The following is a 14,768-nucleotide window of genomic DNA, read 5'->3' as shown; positions in this document are numbered from 1 at the left end:
GGCTCCTAGACTTCCGGCGTGGCGGGGCAGGCGTATCCGTCAAGTTACGGATATCGAACTGGAAGCTGTGACCATGGTGCGCACGTCTCCCATCGGATTGCGGTCGCAGGCCCGTGCGCACGTCCGCGCCGTGCTGGCGTTGCTGTCGGCGATCGTCATCGGCTTGATGCTGTCGACGGTCGCGGCCGGCGCCGCGCCGGTGCCGGGTGAGGCGAACCTGTCGGCCCAGAACGGCTATGCGCGGCTGGTGCTGAAATTCGCCGAGGACGTCGGTGCCGACGTCACCACCGCCGGCTCGATCCTGCTCGTCAGGTTCGATCGTCCGGCCAACGTTCCGATCGATCGCTGGGTCGATGCGGCGCCCGACTACATCTCCTCGGCGCGCGGCGATCCCGACGGATCGGCGCTGCGGCTGTCGCTGTCGCGCAAGGTGCGCGTCAACACCATGACCGCGGGCGAGCGCGTGTTCATCGACCTGCTGCCGGACAGCTGGACCGGTCCGCCGCCGCCGCTGCCGGCCGAGGTCGTGCGCGAGCTCGCCGAGCGCGCCCGCGCCGCCGAGCGCGCGCTGCGCCTGCAGCGCGCCGAAGTGGAATCCAAGAAGCGGCCGCCGATCCGCGTGCGTGCGCTGGTGCAGCCGACCTTCGTGCGCTTCGTGTTCGAGATTCCCGACGGAGTCGGTATCTCCTCGGTCATGAACGATCAGAAGATGTCGCTGTACTTCTCCGCGCCACTCAACTTCGATCTCGCCGATGCCAAGATCGTGTCGCCGCCGAACGTCGCCGGAATCAACCAGCGCATCGACGGCAACAAGACCGTGGTCGAGATCGGCATGATCGGCGAGGTCGACGTCCACGCCTTCCGCGACGAGAAGAACTACAACATCGACGTCGCCTATGTGCAGCCGGACAAGAAGGTGGCCGCGGTGTCCTCGGATACGCTGCCGGGCGCCAAGGCCGCCGCCGCGGAGAAGGGGCATGGCGACAAGGCCGGCGGCGAGAAGTCGAATGGCGACAAGCCGAAGCCCGCGGCTCAGCGCGACATCGTGCCGCCGACCTCGGAGACCATTGCGCAGGAGATGAAGGCGGAAGCCAAGCCCGCCATCGCGGCTCCGGCGACCGAACCCGCCGCCGAGCCGGCCCATGCTGCGGCCGCTGCGACGAAGACGGAAGCCGCGCCCGAAGCGGGAACGCACGAGGCTGCCAAGCCTGAAGTCGCCAAGCCTGAAGCCACCAAGTTCGAAATCGCCGAGTCTGAAATCACCAGGCCTGAAGATGCCAAGCTTGAGGCTGCCAAGCCTGAAGCTGCCAAGCCTGAGACTGCCAAGCCTGAAGTGGCGAAGGCGGATGCTGACCACTCCGCGCCGGAGAAGGTCGAAGCGCCGAAGATGGAAGCGGCCAAGCCTGATGCGTCCCATGCCGAGGCTGCGAAGCCCGAGTCCACGAAGGTCGAGTCTACGAAGGTCGAGTCCGCGAAGGCCGAGGCGGCAAAGCCGGCGGAGAAGCCCGCCGAGAAGGCCGCAACCGGCGCTGCCTCGCTGGAGGCGCTGCGCGACAGCGAGGGCCTGCGGCTCAGCTTCGGCTTCGGCCAGGTCACGCCGGCGGCGCTGTTCCGCCGCGGCGATACGGTGTGGATGGTGTTCGATTCGACCAAGCCCGTCGACGTCGAGCCGATCAAGGCCAAGGGCGGCGCGATCATCGGCGAGGTCAACCGGATGCCGCTCGACAAGGGCCAGGCGATCCGCATCCGCCTCAACCGGCCGCAGATGCATTCGCTCGGCAGCGACGACGGCGGCCGCAGCTGGACGCTGTCCTTCGCCGACAAGGGCCAGACCAATCAGCAGCCGCTGATGGTGATGCGCAACGTCACCGATCCGGCGCTCGCCAACGTGATGGTGCCGCTCGCCAACCCCGGGGCCGGGATGCTGCACCGGCTGACCGATCCCGATGCCGGCGACACGCTGCTGGTGGTCACGGCGCCGCCGCCGATCCGCGGCTTCATCAAGCGCCAGGATTTCGTCGATCTGTCATTGCTCGATTCCGTCCACGGCATCGCGGTGCGCCCGAACTCCGACGACGTCGCCGTCGAGATCGCGCCCGACAAGGTGATCCTCGGGCGGCCGGGCGGGCTGACACTCTCCTCGATCGGCTTCTCGCCGGAGCGGGCGCCGACGGCGGTCAGGCCGATGTTCGACATCGACGAATGGCAGAAGAACCAGGCCCAGCCGTTCGTGCCGCGCGAGGACATGCTGATCAAGGCGGCTGCCGAGGCGGAGCCGGAGCGCCGTGCGCAGGCGCGGCTGGCGCTGGCGCGCTTCTACATGGCGCGCGCGATGTATCCGGAGGCCCGCGGCATCACCAACCTGATGATCTCGGACTCCGACCCGCGCACCGACGAGACCGCGATGCTGATGATCCATGCGGTCGCCAGCATCCTGATGGGCCGGCCGGATCAGGGCCTGAAGGATCTCGCCACGTCCTCGATCGGCAACAATTTCGACTCGCAGATGTGGAAGGGGCTGGCCTATGCGCGGCAGGGCAAGTTCGCCGACGCCCGCGAGAAGCTGAAGAACGTCGAGTTCGCCATTGCCTCGCTGCCGCTGGACCTGCAGCGCATCGTGATCGCGGACGCGATGAAGTCGGCGCTCGAGATCAAGGATTTCGCCGGCGCCGCCAAGCGGCGCGCCGAGCTCGACGTGATCGGCGTGCCCGCGGACATGAAGGCGGACGTCGCCGTGCTGCGCGGCCGGCTGGCGGAAGCGATGGCGCAGGAGAAGGACGCGCTCGACGAGTACCGCTCCGCCATCAACTCCAACGACCGCATGGCAGCGGCCGAGGCCAAGCTGTACGAGATCAAGCTTCTGCAGAAGCGCGGCGAGATCAAGCCGCCCGACGCGCTCAAGGATCTGGAGACGCTGCAGGCGACCTGGCGCGGCGATGCCGTCGAGGTGCAAACGTTGCAGATGATGGCGCAGATGTACGAGGAGGCCGGGCGCTACGCTGACTCGCTCGAGGCCGCGCGCATGGCGACCCGCCTGTCGCCGAATTCCGACCTGGCGCGCCAGGCCCAGGACGCCGCGCAGCGGCTGTTCTCGCAGCTGTTCCTCGGCGGCAAGGCCGACGAGCTGCCGCCGGTCGACGCGCTCAGCATCTTCTACGGCTTCCGCGAGCTGACCCCGATCGGCCGGCGCGGCGACGAGATGATCCGCAAGCTGGCCGACCGTCTCGCCGGAATCGATCTGCTCGACCAGGCGGCCGAGCTCCTGCAATACCAGGTCGATCACCGTCTCGAAGGTGCGGCGCGCGCCCAGGTGGCCGCGCGTCTCGCCATGGTCTACCTCACCAACCGCAAGCCGGACCGCGCCATCGAGGCACTGCGCACCAGCCGCATCGCCGATCTCTCGGGCGAGCTGCGCCAGCAGCGGCTGCTGCTGGAGGCGCGCGCCGACAGCGACATCGGCCGCCATGATCTCGCGCTCGACATCATCACCAACGTCGGGGGCCGCGAGGCGATCCGGCTGCGCTCCGACATCTACTGGGCATCGCGGCGCTGGCGCGAGGCGTCCGAGCAGATCGAGCTGTACTACGGCGACCGCTGGCGCGATTTCCGGCCGCTCAATCCGGCCGAGCGCGGCGACATCCTGCGCGCCGTCGTCGGCTATGCGCTGGCGGACGATGCCATCGGGCTGGCGCGCTTCCGCGAGAAATACGCGCCGCTGATGACCGGCGAGGCCGACAAGATCGCCTTCGACGTCGCCAGCAAGCCGGCCAGCGGCTCGAGCGCGGAGTTCGCCCAGATCGCCAAGATGGCGGCCGGCGTCGATACGCTCGACGGCTTCCTGCGCGACATGCGGGCCCGCTTCCCCGATGCGACCGGCAAGCCGGAGGGCAAGGATGCCGCGAAGGATGCCGCCAAGGTCGAGTCCGACCAGACCGGCGGCCTGCCGCGCATCAAGGGCGTCAAGCAGGCGATCGCCGGCCGTTGATCTCGCGCGGAGCGGCGGCCCTGATCCAATGACCAAGCCGACCAGAGCGAGCTACTTCTCCTCACCCCTGAGGAGCCCGCCGCAGGGGCGTCTCGAAGGGCGAGGCCCCAATCGTGGCCTCATGGTTCTTCCTACCCGCCGTAGCTCTGCACCAGGCTGCCGGCCACCAGCGACCAGCCGTCGACCAGGACGAAGAAGATCAGCTTGAACGGCAGCGAGACGACGACGGGCGGCAACATCATCATGCCCATCGACATCAGCACCGAGGCGACGACGAGGTCGATGATCAGGAACGGCAGGAACAGCAGGAAGCCGATCTCGAAGGCGCGCTTGAGCTCGGAGATCATGAAGGCCGGCACCAGGATGCGCAGCGACAGCTCGTCGGGTGTCGCCGGCGGCGCCTCGCCGGACAGGTCCATGAACAGCTTGAGGTCCTTTTCGCGGACGTTCTTCTGCATGAAGCCGCGCAGCGGCACCGAGGCGCGCTGCAGCGCGTCCTCGACGCCGATCTGGTTCTCGATGAGCGGCCGCACGCCGTCGTCATAGGACTTCTGCAGCACCGGGCCCATCACGAACGCGGTCAGGAACATCGCCAGCGCGATGATCACCGAGTTCGGCGGCGCCGTCGCCGTGCCCATGGCGGTGCGCAGCAGCGACAGCACCACCACGATGCGCGTGAACGACGTCATCATGATCAGGATCGACGGCGCGATCGACAGCACCGTGAGCAAGGCGATCAGCTGGACCGCGCGCTCGGTGACGCCACCACCGCCGGCGCCGCCGAGATTGATGCTGATGTCCTGTGCAGCCGCACTCCCCGCCAGTGCACCGGCGGCAATCAGGACAGCAGTGAAAACGACTCTACGCGGGACGCAACCGGCTCTCACTGAGAGGACTTCGGACGGCCCAGCAGCGAGGCCATCTCGTCTTCCAGATTCTCGAAGCTGGTCTTGACCGGCTGCGGGGGCGGCGCCGGCTCGTTGCGTACCGCCTGGCGCAATGGCGTTGCCTCCGCAGCAGGGATCACCGGCGGCTCGGCCGAGGGACGCCGCAGCGCCGCCTCGAGACGCTGCGCCATCTCGGCCAGATTGGCCTCGGCGCTCTGCTGCACCGGCGGCGGTGGCGGAGCCATCTCGGCGACTGGCGGTGGCGGCGGCACCGCCACCGGCTCGGCGCGTTCGACGCGCTCGGGGGCAGGGCGTTCGGGAGCAGGGCGCTCGGGCCGGCGCACGGGCGGCATCTTCGGTCCCTGGCTGCTCCGTGCGGCCTCGGCCTGGCGCTGCGGCTCGGCCGGCCGAAGCTGGCGCGGCATCATCGGCTCACGGGCGGGCTCGCCGCGCGGCAGGCGCTCGGGGCGGGGCTCGCCGCGCGTGTCGTCCGGACGGGCCTCGCTGCGCTGCTCGGCACGCGGCTCAACGCGCGGGTCCTGGCGCCCCTCGCCACGGCGGGCGAGCGGCGGCGGCTCAGGCGGAAACTGCGGCGGCGGCTCGCGGCGCTCGGCGGCGGCGCCACGGCGGACCTCATCGATGAACGACGGCCGCGCCGGGCGCTGCGGCAGCTCCGGGACCTGCGGCTCGGGCAGTTCGACCGGCTCGCTCTTCGGCTCGGTGTCCCAGCCCGTCGTCTCGGACTGCGGCGCGAGGCGCGAAGCCGGTGGCTCGGCGGTGATGCCGGGGCGCTGCGGCAACTGCTCGCGCGCCGGGACGGCGCGGACGATGTTCGACTCGACCACGATGTCGGTCGGGCCACCGATCATCAGAAGATGCTCCATGTTGTCACGGCGCACCAGCACCAGCCGGCGGCGGCCGTCCACGGCGGCGGCATCGATCACGGCGAGGCGGGGCATCCGGCCGCGATTCGGATTGGTTCCGAGCCGATTCCCAGCGAATCGACGAACGAGCCAAGCGGCAAGGGCCATCAGCGCCAGCACCGCTACAAATGTAAAAAACGCCGTCAGCGCCTGCATCTCTGTCCCCGGCAAATACCGCGTCCTCTCGAAGTCTCTCGTCTGTCCAACGCATCGCCGGCGCGAACGGAGCTTCAGAACCGGAACCACCTGTTAACGCATAACGGCAGGAAATGCCGCTCGACGTCTTAATAGCCCATGAATCGGCCGGGCCAAAACGACTTCTTGGCGAGGTCAGCCGTCCCGATTTGATGCATGGCTCCGCTCGAAGCCGGCCAAATTCCTAAGAAATCGTCAAAACCCCGGGATAGTCCCGGGGTGCGGCGCACGGTTTCTTAACCGTTCATTAACCATATGGACGGCAATTTCTACCTACCACAACCGTCCGGCAGTCGGGCACAACCGAGCAACGCCATGTCCATCAACGATCTCCCCGTGCTGTCGGCGTTGCGCACCAAGATGCAATGGCACCAGGAGCGGCAGCGCGTCCTGGCCGAGAACGTGTCCAACTCGGATACGCCGAAGTTCAAGCCGAGGGATCTGGTCGAACCGAAGTTCACGCCGACCGGCCAGGCCGTCGGCGGCTCCGCGCCGCTGCCGCTGGCGCGCACCAGCGCCGCGCATATCGCGCCGGGCGCGGGCGATGGCGCAAGCTTCGATCAGAATCGCAAGGTGGGATTTCAGACGCGGCCGGCCGGCAACGCGGTCAGCCTCGAAGAGGAAATGCTCAAGGTCTCCGCCAACCAGATGGACTATGCCGCCGCGACCTCGCTGTACGGCAAGAGCCTGCATCTGTTGAAGACGGCGATCGGCAAGGGCTAGGCCCGATGAGGATGGAGATCGACTAGCATGGCAAATGACTCCAGCGACTTCCTTCGCTCGATGAGCATCGCGACGTCGGGCCTGCGTGCGCAGGCCGGGCGGATGCGCGTCATTTCGGAAAACGTCGCCAACGCCGATTCGACCGCCGCCAAGGCCGGCGGCGATCCGTACCGGCGCAAGGTCCCGACCTTCACGACGGCGCTCGACCGGGCGCTCGACGCGAAGGTCGTCACCCTGGGCAGGGTGGTGCCCGATCAATCTTCGTTCCGCGTCAAATACGACCCCAGTAATCCGGCCGCGGACGCGTCCGGCAATGTCAAGTACCCCAACGTCAATCCGCTCATCGAGATGACCGACATGCGTGATGCACAGCGGTCCTACGAGGCGAATTTGAACATCATCGGCGCCACGCGCCGCATGATTCAACGCACACTCGACATTCTGAAGACCTAGGACAGGAACGAAAGTCATGGCCTCCCCAATTTCCGCAGCGAATGCCTATGCGAATTCCGCCCGCGTGCTCGATACCAGTGGTTCGGGCAGCGCCTTCGGTGGTCTTGCCCGCGTGCGCGACGTGCTGGGCAATGGTGCCGGTGCCGACAAGGGTGGTCCGTCGTTCAGCTCGGTGCTGAAGGATGCGATCGGCAGCGTGATGGAGACCGGGCGCAAGTCCGACAGCCAGGCGGTCGCGATGGCCTCGGGCAAGGCGAACGTGATGGACGTTGTGACCGCGGTCGCCGAAACCGACGTCGCGGTGTCGACGCTGGTCTCGGTGCGCGACCGCGTCATCCAGGCCTACGAAGACGTGATGAAGATGACGATCTGAGCTCGCGCTCGATCGCATCGGACGTGACGCGTGGGGAGCGCGCGTCACGTCACGGGATCTGCGGGGCCGGGTATTCCGGCGTCGTGTGCAAGGCAAGGCGGCCCGATCAGGAGCCGACCGATAATGAGGGGCGACAGGACATGACCGGAGCTGAAACGCTCGACGTGGCGCGCGATGCGATCTGGACGATCGTGCTGGTGTCCTCGCCGCTGATGGTGGTCGGGCTCGTGGTCGGTGTGGTCGTGTCGCTGTTCCAGGCGCTGACGCAGATCCAGGAGCAGACGCTGGTGTTCGTGCCGAAGATCATCGCGATCTTCGTGACGCTGCTGCTGGCGCTGCCGTTCATGGCCGACGCGCTGCATTCCCACATGATGCGGATCTCGTCGCGAATCATCGGCGGATGAGGCAATGTTCCGGGCGACAGAGCGATCCCGAATCGGGGTGCGGCGGTCGATCGTAAGGGGCGGTCCGGGGGGCACCGCTGCTTTCGATCGAGCGCCGACGACGTTTCGGCGCAGCGCTCTGCAGGCCTGTTCGCTCGAGGCCATTTCTTCGCAGACCGGCGTGCCGCAGCAGCTTGCGGCCGGCGGGGCCGGGGCCGCCGACGATGCGCATCGACATCTCGTTTCTTCCGACGCTGGCGGCGGTGTTCATGCTGGCCTTCGCGCGCGTCGCTGCGATGGTGATGCTGCTGCCGGGACTCGGCGAGGTCAACATTCCCGTCCGCATCAAGCTCGCCACCGCGCTGCTGCTGACGATGATCGTGCTGCCGCTCAACCGTCAGGCCTATCAGGTCGATCTGCAGGCGCTGTCGCCGCTGGTGGTGATGATGGTGCACGAGATCATCATCGGGATCGTGCTCGGCGCGACCGCGAGGGTGACGCTGTCGGCGCTGCAGGTCGCGGGCTCGGTGATCGCGCAGCAGATGGGACTGGGATTCGTCACGGCGGTCGATCCGACGCAGGGGCAGCAGGGGGTGCTGATCGGCAACTTCCTCACCATGCTCGGCGTGACGCTGCTGTTCTCGACCGACAGCCATCATCTGGTGATCGCTGCCCTGAGCGACAGCTACAAGATCTTCGCGCCGGGCGAGCTCGTTCCGAGCGGCGACGTCGCCTCGCTGGCGACCAAGGCGTTTGCCGCCGCCTTCAAGATCGGCCTGCAATTGTCGGCGCCGTTCCTGGTGTTCGGCCTGGTCTTCAACATCGGGCTCGGCGTGCTGGCGCGGCTGATGCCGCAGATGCAGGTCTATTTCGTCGGCGCGCCGCTCTCGATCCTGATCGGCTTCCTGATCTTCGCGCTGGTGCTGGCCGCGATGATGGGCACGTTTCTCGGCTATTTCGAAGGCGTCCTTCACGAGATGACGCCGCGGTGAGGGGAGCCTGACCGATGGCCGACGAGGGCGATAGCGAGGACAAAACAGAAGACCCGACGCAAAAACGCCTTGACCAGGCGCTCGAGCGCGGCGACGTCGTCAAGAGCCAGGAGCTCAACACCTGGTTCGTGATCGCCGCCGCGACGCTGGTGATGTCGACCTTCTCCGGCTCGATCGGCACCGCCGTGCTGGTGCCGCTGCGCAATCTGATCGCCAATTCCTGGATGATCCACACTGACGGCGCGGGCCTCCTGGCGCTCGCGCGCAGTCTCTCGTTCGCCGTGATCGCGGCGATCGGCGTCCCGATCCTGATGGTGATGCTGGCGGCGATCGCCGGCAACATGATGCAGCACCGCCTGGTGTGGTCAGGCGAGCCGCTGAAGCCGAGCTTCAGCAAGATCTCGCCGATGTCCGGCGCCAAGCGGCTGTTCGGCAAGCAGGCGGCGGTCAACTTCGCCAAGGGCATCTTCAAGCTCGTGCTGCTCGGCACCGTGATGGTCATGATCCTGTGGCCGGAGCGGTTGCGCCTGGAATCGCTGTTGCACATGGACGTCGCCGAGCTGCTCGGCGTGACGATGTCGCTGACCAAGCACCTGATGGGCTCGGTGGTCGCGCTGCTCGCCTTGGTGGCGATCGGCGACTACCTGTTCCAGTACCGGCAATGGTACGAGCGGCAGAAGATGTCGCTGCAGGAGATCAAGGAGGAGTTCAAGCAGTCGGAAGGCGATCCGCACATCAAGGGCCGCATCCGGCAGCTCCGCCAGCAGCGCATGAAGAAGCGCATGATGGCCGCGGTTCCCAAGGCCTCCGTGATCATCACCAACCCGACCCACTACTCGGTGGCGCTGTCCTACGAGCGCGGCATGTCGGCGCCGGTCTGCGTCGCCAAGGGCGTCGACAACATCGCCTTCAAGATCCGCGAGATCGCCAAGGCGCACGACATTCCGATCGTCGAGAACGTGCCGCTGGCGCGCGCGCTCTATGCAACCGTCGAGATCGACGAGGAGATCCCGGTGGAACATTATCACGCGGTCGCGGAGATCATCGGCTACGTGATGGGGCTGCGGCGCAACCTTTCGGGGCGCCCGCGATGACAACCGAAACGGTCCGGGATCCGGCCGCAAAATACGGATAAACCATGGAATATCGGCTTGACGGGCTTGCGCTCGACCCGTCGATTCAGGCAGGTGGTAGCGGGAGCCGCGCGAACGGGCTGGGGCTCCCAGCCGACAGGTCGCGTCCCCACGCCATGAGCTCCGAACCAGACAACGAAGTGTCACCGGACCAGGTGAACCTGCCGGAGCGGTCGCGCCGCAGCGGCAGCATTCTGCTCATCCTGCTGGTCGCGTTCGGCCTCGTCGCCGTGGCGATCGCGCTGATGACGATCGGGCGCGCGCAGGCGCAGCCTTACATTCTCGGCCTGTTGTCGCTGCTCGCCACCGTCGGCCTGTTCAATCTGTTCGCCTTTGCCGCCGGCATCGTCCGCTTCGCCGACAAGGCGACCGATGATCCGGTGATGGGCGCGATCGCCGACCACGCCTTCGACGGGCTCGCGGTGACCGATCCGCGCGGCCATGTGGTCTACGCCAACGCCGCCTATCTCAGCATGACCGGAGCCGCGAGCGCGCAGGAGGCGCGCCCCGTCGAGCGCGTCTTCATCGGCAATCCCGATGTGTCCGAAGCCGTGTTCCGCCTGCTCAAGGCGGCGCGCGAGGGCAAGCGGCAGCAGGAGGAGGTGCGCATCACCGCCTCCGAAGGCGGCCAGGGCCGCTGGCTGCGCATGCGCGTGCGTCCGCTCGGCCAGACCAAGCGCCATGCGCGCTACGCGGTGTGGTCGATCGCCGACATCACCCGGGATCGCGAGCGCCAGGAGGACGTGTTCCAGGAGCTGCAGCACGCGATCGAATATCTCGACCACGCGCCCTGCGGCTTCTTCTCGGTCAATCCCGAAGGCAGCCTGGTCTATGTCAACGCGACGCTCGCCAGCTGGCTCGACTATGATCTCGCCGAGATCGGTTCCGGTGGGCTGAAGCTCGCCGACGTGGTCTCCGGTGACGGGGCGTCGCTGCTCACCTCGATCGTCGCGGTGCCCGGCGAGGTCCGCACCGAGGTGTTCGACATCGATCTGAAGATGCGCGGCGGCAAGACCATGCCGGCGCGGCTCTATCACAAGCTCGCCTTCGGCGCTGACGGCAAGCCCGGCGCCTCGCGCACCCTGGTGATCAGCCGCGCCCGCGACGAGCGCGCCGATCCGGAGCGCGCCGCCGAGGTGCGCTTCATGCGCTTCTTTGACCACACGCCGATGGCGATCGCCACCGTCGACCGTGGCGGCGCCGTCGTGCGTGCCAACGCGCGCTACGCCAAGCTGGCGCAGAGCGTCAGCGGCGACGTAGCTGCAGCGAAATCGATCTTCCGCACCGTCAGCCAGCGCGACCGGCATCTCCTGATCGCCGCGATCAACCAGGCCTCGGAAGGGCAGGCGGACATCCCGCCGGTCGAGGTGATGCTGGAGGGCGCCAAGGATCGCTTCGGCCAGTTCTTCGTCACCGCCGTCGACGAGGACGAGCGCGAGACCGAAGCCGCGATCGTCTATCTGCTCGAGACCACCGAGCGGCGGGCGCTGGAGAACCAGATCAACCAGTCGCAGAAGATGGAGATGGTCGGCCAGCTCGCCGGCGGCATCGCCCACGACTTCAACAACGTGCTCTCGGCCATCATGATGGCCAACGACTTCCTGCTGAACGCGCACAAGCCGACCGACCCGTCGTTCCAGGACATCATGCAGATCAAGCAGAACGCGACGCGCGCCGCGACCCTGGTGCGGCAGCTCCTCGCGTTCTCGCGCCGCCAGACCCTGCGGCCGCAGGTGCTGGATCTCGGCGACGCGCTGTCGGATCTCACGATGCTGCTGCGCCGGCTGATCGGCGAGAAGGTCAAGCTCGATCTCGCCCATGGCCGCGATTTGTGGCCGGTCAAGGTCGACGTCTCACAATTCGAGCAGGTGATCGTGAACCTCGCGGTCAACGCCCGCGATGCGATGCCCGACGGCGGCAAGCTGTCGGTGCGCACCGCCAACGTCTCGGCGGAGGAGGTCGCGCAGGGCGCCTACAAGGGCATGCCGGTCGCCGACTACGTCCGGATCGAGATCAGCGACACCGGCACCGGCATTCCGGCCGAAATCCGCGAGAAGATCTTCGAGCCGTTCTTCTCGACCAAGGAGGTCGGCAAGGGCACCGGCCTCGGGCTGTCGACCGTCTACGGCATCATCAAGCAGACCGGCGGCTTCATCTATGTCGATAGCGAGCTCGGCAAGGGCACCTCGTTCCAGATCTTCCTTCCGCGCCACATCGTCGTGCCGGAGGCGCAGCCCGAGCCGCAGGCGACCAACGGCGCCGCCAAGGAAGCGCCCGCCGCCGAGGCACAGAAGCCGCGCGCCGACCTGACCGGGCAGGGGACGATCCTTCTGGTCGAGGACGAGGAGGGCTTGAGGGCGCTGAACGCACGCGGCCTGCGCTCACGCGGCTACAGCGTCATCGAGGCCTCCAACGGCATCGAGGCGATGGAGGCGCTTGAGGAGTGCAATGGCGTGCTCGACCTCGTCGTCTCCGACGTCGTGATGCCGGAGATGGACGGCCCGACGCTGCTGAAGGTGATGCGGGAGAAGAACCCGGACATCAAGATCATCTTCGTGTCGGGCTACGCGGAGGATGCGTTCGAGAAGAGCCTGCCGGAGAACCAGCAGTTCGCCTTCCTGCCGAAACCCTTCACGCTCAGCCAGCTGGTCGCGGCGGTGAAGGAAACCATGGCGCCGCAATAGGTTACCGGGGCACCCTGGCAATGAGGCCGAGCGTGTTCAAGCCGCGACCCAGCGCCGCAGCCGCGCGGCCTCCTGCCGCCTTCCCTTTTTCGGGAATGTGCCCATCTTACGGGCATCCCCATTCCGGGGAGATATGGGAAACAGAGATGAGTTTCATGCAGCGCAAAAGCGGCCTCCTCAAGGCGATGGCCGTGGCCCTTTCCTTGGCGCTGCCGACGGTGCTCGCCGTCTCGGCGGCCGACGCCCGGATCGGCGGCGGCTCCAGCTCGGGCTCCCGCGGCACACGCACGTTCTCCGCGCCGCCTTCGACCACGACCGCGCCGGGTTCGGCGTCGCAGTTCAACCGCACCATCACCCAGCCTGGCCAGCCCGGCGGCTTCAACACGGCGGCGCCCGCGCGGGGCGGCCTGTTCGGCGGCCGCGCCGGTGGCCTGCTCGGCGGCCTTGCCGCCGGCTTCCTTGGTGCGGGCCTGTTCGGCATGCTGTTCGGCGGTGGCCTGTTCTCCGGTCTCGGCGGCTTCGCCTCGATCATCGGCCTGATTCTCCAGGTCCTGCTGGTGGTGGTCGTGGTCCGCTTCGCGATGGCCTGGTGGCAGCGCCGCAATCAGCCGGCCTATGCCACCGGCCCGAGCGATGGCCAGCAGAGCTTCCGTTCCGGCCTTGGCGGCCTCGGCGGCGGCTTCGCGGGTTTCGGCGGCGGCAGCAACACGCCGCCGCTGCAGATCCAGCCGGCCGACTATGAGGCCTTCGAGCGCCTGCTCGGCGACATCCAGCAGGCCTGGTCGAACGAGGACGTCGGCAGCCTGCGGCTCCTGTCCACGCCTGAGATGGCCTCGTATTTCGAGCGCGATCTCGAGCAGAACCAGGCCCGCGGCGTGGTCAACAAGGTCTCGGCCGTGAAGCTTTTGCAGGGCGACCTCGCCGAAGCCTGGCGCGAGAACGGCGCCGACTACGCCACGGTGGCGATGCGGTTCGCGCTCGCCGACAAGACCATCGAGCGCAGCTCCGGCCGCGTGGTCGAAGGCTCCGACCAGCCGCAGGAGGTCACCGAGATCTGGACCTTCCTGCGCCACCCCGGCGCCGAGTGGCAGCTGTCGGCGATCCAGCAGGTCAGCTGAAGCCGAACGGCACGACGATCATCAGGCGCCGCGGAATCCTCCGCGGCGCCTTTGCTTTGTCCTGAACCGTGCGGAATAATCCCGCGCCGAACGGGTTCCATAAGCTCGAACGACATCGCGCCCAAACGACATCGCGCCAAGCGATGCGCCGGCATCACGTCCACAAGGGAGGACACCGCATGACACCGATCCGTACCATCCTGACCACGAGCGCGCTGCTCGCCGCCGTCGCCGCCACTCCCGGCCTGATCGCACCGGCCGCGGCCGACAGCGCCGACATGAGCTTCTTCCTGACCAGCAACGGTCCGGGCAACGGCGGCAATCTCGGCGGCCTCGCCGGCGCCGACAAGCACTGCCAGACGCTGGCGCAGGGCGCCGGCGCGGGCGCCAAGACCTGGCGGGCCTATCTCTCGACGCAGGCCGCCGACGGACAGCCGGCCGTCAATGCCCGCGACCGCATCGGCAAGGGTCCGTGGCAGAACGCCAAGGGCGTCGTCGTCGCAAAGGACGTGGCGGACCTGCACAGCGGGTCCAACAATCTCTCCAAGCAGACCGCGCTGAGCGAGAAGGGCGAGGTGATCAACGGCCGCGGCGATACGCCGAACCGCCACGACGTGCTGACCGGCTCGCAGGCCGATGGAACCGCCTTCGCCGCCGGCGAGGACCGCACCTGCCGCAACTGGACCAGCGCGACGCAGGGCGCGGCCATGGTCGGCCATTCCGATCGCATCGGCCTGCGCGACGACGAGCCGTCGAAATCGTGGAACATGTCGCATCCCTCGCGCGGTCCCGACGGCGGCTGTTCCCAGGCCGATCTGAAGAGCACCGGCGGCGACGGGCTGCTATACTGCTTCGCGGCGAACTGATAGCCCGCGTCCGTCTTCGTCGCATCAGCGTGTGGGCGCATCACATCGAGGAT

At 67.6% G+C, this 14,768-nt stretch carries 12 protein-coding genes; 10 read left to right on the top strand and 2 right to left on the bottom strand.

Translation table 11 applies throughout. The features are described 5' to 3' along the window. Positions 1-73 precede the first annotated feature (73 nt). Entirely contained in the window at positions 74-3,985 is a 3,912-nt protein-coding gene (locus ACQR1I_RS13080) for a tetratricopeptide repeat protein (protein WP_434864998.1), read from the top strand. 131 nt (positions 3,986-4,116) lie between these two features. Here ACQR1I_RS13080 and fliP read toward each other — a convergent pair whose 3' ends face one another. Then, positions 4,117-4,872 carry a flagellar type III secretion system pore protein FliP gene (gene fliP, locus ACQR1I_RS13075; RefSeq protein WP_434864997.1) on the bottom strand — a complete coding sequence of 252 codons (756 nt, stop codon included), beginning with the start codon at positions 4,870-4,872 and terminating at the stop codon, positions 4,117-4,119. Next, complete coding sequence (locus ACQR1I_RS13070; RefSeq protein WP_434864996.1) at positions 4,869-5,951, bottom strand: flagellar biosynthetic protein FliO; 1,083 nt, start codon at positions 5,949-5,951, stop codon at positions 4,869-4,871. The genes fliP and ACQR1I_RS13070 overlap by 4 nt, the downstream gene beginning before the upstream one ends. A 354-nt stretch (positions 5,952-6,305) precedes the next feature. On the opposite strand from ACQR1I_RS13070, the gene flgB reads away from it, so the two are divergent. The 9 genes from flgB to ACQR1I_RS13025 all read left to right on the top strand — a co-directional run bounded on the left by flgB (position 6,306) and on the right by ACQR1I_RS13025 (position 14,715). Next, the gene (flgB, locus tag ACQR1I_RS13065) at positions 6,306-6,713 is read left to right on the top strand and encodes a flagellar basal body rod protein FlgB (protein ID WP_434864995.1); all 408 of its coding nucleotides are present in this window, start codon (positions 6,306-6,308) and stop codon (positions 6,711-6,713) included. A gap of 27 nt (positions 6,714-6,740) precedes the next feature. Continuing rightward, on the top strand, positions 6,741-7,166 hold the full coding sequence (gene flgC / locus ACQR1I_RS13060) for a flagellar basal body rod protein FlgC (RefSeq protein WP_434864994.1): 426 nt from the start codon (positions 6,741-6,743) through the stop codon (positions 7,164-7,166). A gap of 16 nt (positions 7,167-7,182) precedes the next feature. Then, positions 7,183-7,539, top strand: coding sequence for a flagellar hook-basal body complex protein FliE (gene fliE / locus ACQR1I_RS13055; protein WP_434864993.1), 357 nt, complete (start codon positions 7,183-7,185; stop codon positions 7,537-7,539). A 140-nt stretch (positions 7,540-7,679) separates the two neighbouring features. Further along, a complete protein-coding gene (gene fliQ / locus ACQR1I_RS13050; protein WP_008965881.1) occupies positions 7,680-7,943 on the top strand; it encodes a flagellar biosynthesis protein FliQ in 264 nt (87 codons plus the stop codon). 203 nt (positions 7,944-8,146) lie between these two features. After that, complete coding sequence (gene fliR / locus ACQR1I_RS13045) at positions 8,147-8,914, top strand: flagellar biosynthetic protein FliR (RefSeq protein ID WP_434864992.1); 768 nt, start codon at positions 8,147-8,149, stop codon at positions 8,912-8,914. 14 nt (positions 8,915-8,928) lie between these two features. Next, positions 8,929-10,008 carry a flagellar biosynthesis protein FlhB gene (gene flhB, locus ACQR1I_RS13040; RefSeq protein WP_434864991.1) on the top strand — a complete coding sequence of 360 codons (1,080 nt, stop codon included), beginning with the start codon at positions 8,929-8,931 and terminating at the stop codon, positions 10,006-10,008. Positions 10,009-10,163: 155 nt separating this feature from the next. Next, positions 10,164-12,731, top strand: a complete 2,568-nt coding sequence (gene cckA / locus ACQR1I_RS13035) for a cell cycle histidine kinase CckA (RefSeq protein ID WP_434864990.1) — start codon at positions 10,164-10,166, stop codon at positions 12,729-12,731. A gap of 155 nt (positions 12,732-12,886) precedes the next feature. Then, complete coding sequence (locus ACQR1I_RS13030; protein ID WP_434864989.1) at positions 12,887-13,849, top strand: Tim44 domain-containing protein; 963 nt, start codon at positions 12,887-12,889, stop codon at positions 13,847-13,849. Between the two features lie 179 nt (positions 13,850-14,028). Then, a complete protein-coding gene (locus ACQR1I_RS13025) occupies positions 14,029-14,715 on the top strand; it encodes a lectin (protein ID WP_434864988.1) in 687 nt (228 codons plus the stop codon). Positions 14,716-14,768: the final 53 nt, after the last annotated feature.

The sequence above is a fragment of the Bradyrhizobium sp. HKCCYLS2038 genome (assembly GCF_051167655.1).
GTDB lineage: Bacteria > Pseudomonadota > Alphaproteobacteria > Rhizobiales > Xanthobacteraceae > Bradyrhizobium.
The sequence above is the reverse complement of the archived record's forward strand: the minus strand, read 5'-3'. Positions and strand labels throughout refer to the sequence as shown.

Coding starts and splice junctions, on each gene's coding strand:
- ACQR1I_RS13080 (WP_434864998.1), top strand. CDS start 74: ATGGTGCGCACGTCTCCCATCGGATTGCGGTCGCAGGCCCGTGCGCAC.
- ACQR1I_RS13070 (WP_434864996.1), bottom strand. CDS start 5,951: ATGCAGGCGCTGACGGCGTTTTTTACATTTGTAGCGGTGCTGGCGCTG.
- flgB (WP_434864995.1), top strand. CDS start 6,306: ATGTCCATCAACGATCTCCCCGTGCTGTCGGCGTTGCGCACCAAGATG.
- flgC (WP_434864994.1), top strand. CDS start 6,741: ATGGCAAATGACTCCAGCGACTTCCTTCGCTCGATGAGCATCGCGACG.
- fliE (WP_434864993.1), top strand. CDS start 7,183: ATGGCCTCCCCAATTTCCGCAGCGAATGCCTATGCGAATTCCGCCCGC.
- fliQ (WP_008965881.1), top strand. CDS start 7,680: ATGACCGGAGCTGAAACGCTCGACGTGGCGCGCGATGCGATCTGGACG.
- fliR (WP_434864992.1), top strand. CDS start 8,147: ATGCGCATCGACATCTCGTTTCTTCCGACGCTGGCGGCGGTGTTCATG.
- flhB (WP_434864991.1), top strand. CDS start 8,929: ATGGCCGACGAGGGCGATAGCGAGGACAAAACAGAAGACCCGACGCAA.
- cckA (WP_434864990.1), top strand. CDS start 10,164: ATGAGCTCCGAACCAGACAACGAAGTGTCACCGGACCAGGTGAACCTG.
- ACQR1I_RS13030 (WP_434864989.1), top strand. CDS start 12,887: ATGCAGCGCAAAAGCGGCCTCCTCAAGGCGATGGCCGTGGCCCTTTCC.
- ACQR1I_RS13025 (WP_434864988.1), top strand. CDS start 14,029: ATGACACCGATCCGTACCATCCTGACCACGAGCGCGCTGCTCGCCGCC.